Origin of the sequence: Mesorhizobium sp. M1E.F.Ca.ET.041.01.1.1, from assembly GCF_003997355.1 — a bacterium.
Taxonomy (GTDB): Bacteria; Pseudomonadota; Alphaproteobacteria; order Rhizobiales; family Rhizobiaceae; genus Mesorhizobium.
Genome location: NZ_RZSL01000845.1, coordinates 1 through 2,006, shown reverse-complemented (window position 1 = coordinate 2,006; position 2,006 = coordinate 1). Strand labels below are relative to the sequence as shown.

The window sequence follows — 2,006 nt, the reverse complement described above, 5'->3', positions numbered from 1 at the left end:
GCCAGCATGCCGGACAGCACCGCATTGTGCGAACCCTTGATGCGCGGCACGTTGACGAAGCCGGCCGCGCAGCCCATCAGCACGCCGCCCGGGAAGGAGAGCTTCGGCACCGACTGCCAGCCGCCCTCGGTGATGGCGCGCGCGCCGTAGCCGATCCGCTTGGCGCCCTCGAAGGTGCCTTTGATCGCCGGATGCGTCTTGAAGCGCTGGAACTCCTCGAAGGGCGAGAGCCAGGGGTTCTTGTAGTTCAGGTGGACGACGAAACCGACCGCCACCTGATTGTCCTCCAGATGGTAGAGGAAGGAGCCGCCGCCGGTCTTCATGTCGAGCGGCCAGCCGAACGAGTGCTGCACCAGGCCCGGCTTGTGGTTCTCGGGCTTGACCTGCCACAGCTCCTTGAGGCCGATGCCGTATTTGCCGGGTTCGCGGCCGTCGGCAAGCCGGTATTTCGCGATGAGCTGCTTGGCGAGAGAGCCGCGCGCGCCCTCGCCGATCAGCACATATTTGCCCATCAGCGCCATGCCCGGCGCGTAGGCCGGGCCATGCGTGCCATCCTTCTCGACGCCCATGTCGCCGGTGATGACGCCGGTGACGGCGCCGGCCTCATTGTAGACGAGGCTGGCCGCGGCAAAGCCCGGATAGATCTCGACCCCGAGCGCCTCGGCCTTGGTCGCGAGCCAGCGGCAGACATTGCCGAGCGAGACGATGTAGTTGCCGTGATTGTTCATCAGCGGCGGCATCAGGAAGTTGGGCAGGCGGAACGAACCGGCGGGGCCAAGCACCAGGAAATGATCGTCGGTCACCGGGGTCTTGAACGGATGGCCCTCCTCCTCGCGCCAGCCCGGCAGCAGGCGGTCGATGCCGATCGGGTCGACGACCGCGCCTGACAGGATGTGGGCGCCGACCTCGCCGCCCTTTTCGAGCACGACGACGGAAAGGTCGGGGCTGAGCTGCTTCAGACGGATGGCGGCGGCAAGCCCGGCGGGACCGGCGCCGACGATCACCACGTCGAATTCCATGCTCTCGCGTTCGATTTCGCTCATCGGCCCCTCACTGGCTCGCCATGTTCTCGCATTCTGCTGGCTCACGCGCTGCATAGCGCATCAATTCGCGACGCGAAACCGGCGCTGACGTGACAACGCCGATTTCGACAAAAAGTCGCGGTTTTCCATGCGAAACGGCCCACGGATAGGCCACTGCGAAGCATAGGCCAGAGCCCTTCGGTGGCAAGGCCAGGCCTGTCCGGCACGTTTTTAATTGTTCGGCGGCTTGCTTATCGGCAATACTTGGGCCCATGCGCACTCCCGAGCCATCCGGCTTTTCATTGAAGCGCTTACTCTTCACGCCCGGCGTGCTCTGCCGCGCGGTTCTTCCGCTCCTCTTCCTGATCGCTCCGGCGCAAGCCGATCCGCAGAAAGTCTGGGCGACCGGCGCCTACTCCTTTTCCGACGAGCTTGGCGGTTTCCGCATCACCGGCGCCTCCGGCGTCGGCACCAAGGAGAACCCGCTCATCATCACCGAGGAGCTGAATTCGGCGACGCCGGTGACGCTGACCATCCGCGCCACCCGGCCGATCGAGGCCTTCGGCAGGGCCGGCGACGTCGCCAATGGCGTCATGTACATGCGCATCGACGTGCTCAACAACAGCGCGCTCCCCTGGGTGGAATTCCAGTTCGAACTGCAGGAGATCCTCGACCAGCCGAGCGTATTCGGCGACGGCCTGTCCTTCGACCAGCGCAACAAGGCGCCCGACAATATCGTCTCGAGCAACTTCGCCGATTTCGACCGCCAGTTCGAACCCTACGACCGGCTCTTGTTCAAAAACGGCAAGGTCGATCCGCTGAAGACGGCGACCTTCGAGTTCCTGATCACCGACTACACGCCGCGCTGGACCTTTTATCTGGTGCAGGACCCGCGCATTCCGACGGGGTGATCTGGATGAATGGTGCGCCCCTTGGAGATTGGCGAAATCGTCGGAACGCGTAATCTCCCCCCCTGGAGGGGGA

2 protein-coding genes are annotated in these 2,006 nt (G+C 64.4%); one reads left to right on the top strand and one right to left on the bottom strand.

Annotated features, from left to right (window positions below):
- On the bottom strand, window positions 1–1,043 hold a 1,043-nt coding region (locus EOA38_RS34955), incomplete at its 3' end, for an NAD(P)/FAD-dependent oxidoreductase (RefSeq protein WP_145966232.1).
- A 251-nt stretch (window positions 1,044–1,294) separates the two neighbouring features.
- On the opposite strand from EOA38_RS34955, the gene EOA38_RS34950 reads away from it, so the two are divergent.
- Complete coding sequence (locus EOA38_RS34950) at window positions 1,295–1,933, top strand: hypothetical protein (RefSeq protein WP_126094969.1); 639 nt, start codon at window positions 1,295–1,297, stop codon at window positions 1,931–1,933.
- Window positions 1,934–2,006: the final 73 nt, after the last annotated feature.

Excerpts from the sequence above, each read along its gene's own strand:
- EOA38_RS34950 (WP_126094969.1), top strand. The coding sequence starts at position 1,295 with ATGCGCACTCCCGAGCCATCCGGCTTTTCATTGAAGCGCTTACTCTTC.